This is a genomic window from Streptomyces aurantiacus JA 4570 (assembly GCF_000414115.1).
GTDB lineage: Bacteria > Actinomycetota > Actinomycetes > Streptomycetales > Streptomycetaceae > Streptomyces > Streptomyces aurantiacus_A.
Genome location: NZ_AOPZ01000033.1, coordinates 1 through 432, shown reverse-complemented (window position 1 = coordinate 432; position 432 = coordinate 1). Strand labels below are relative to the sequence as shown.

Sequence of the window (432 nt, the reverse complement as noted above, 5' to 3'; positions counted from 1 at the left end):
AAGAGGCGGTCTTCGAGCCCGTAACCGGCGGCGAACTGCATGCCGATCCCGACTGCTTTCCAGTGCTTCCGACGCGACGAAGCTCCGGGGGGACAGAGACCTTGCCAGGTCTCTGTCCCCCCGGAGCTTCGTATATCAGCGACGTCTGTCAGAGCGGGCGCAGAACCCGACCTTCGAACTGCCGACCGGGCCACCAGTGGGAAAGCATCACCACGGACGCGCCCGAACCGACGAGGACGGACGGATCGGACTGCGCGGCGAGTCCGACCGCCAACCCGGCGACGGTGGGGGTGACTGCGGCCAACAGGCGTGCCCCCATCATGGAGTTGACCATCTTGGAAACGCGACCCGGCGACATGTCCCGCTTCGGGATGAGCGGGCTGCGGGCTGCGGGCGCGGGCTGCGGGCTGCGGGCTGCGGGCTGGGGGCTGG

Annotated in this window: 1 protein-coding gene; it reads right to left on the bottom strand. The window is 69.0% G+C overall.

Annotation, left to right across the window (positions count from 1 at the left end):
* Positions 1-148: 148 nt before the first annotated feature.
* Positions 149-334 carry a hypothetical protein gene (locus STRAU_RS04670; RefSeq protein WP_016639087.1) on the bottom strand — a complete coding sequence of 62 codons (186 nt, stop codon included), beginning with the start codon at positions 332-334 and terminating at the stop codon, positions 149-151.
* Positions 335-432 lie beyond the last annotated feature (98 nt).

Excerpts from the sequence above, each read along its gene's own strand:
- STRAU_RS04670 (WP_016639087.1), bottom strand. The coding sequence starts at position 334 with ATGGTCAACTCCATGATGGGGGCACGCCTGTTGGCCGCAGTCACCCCC.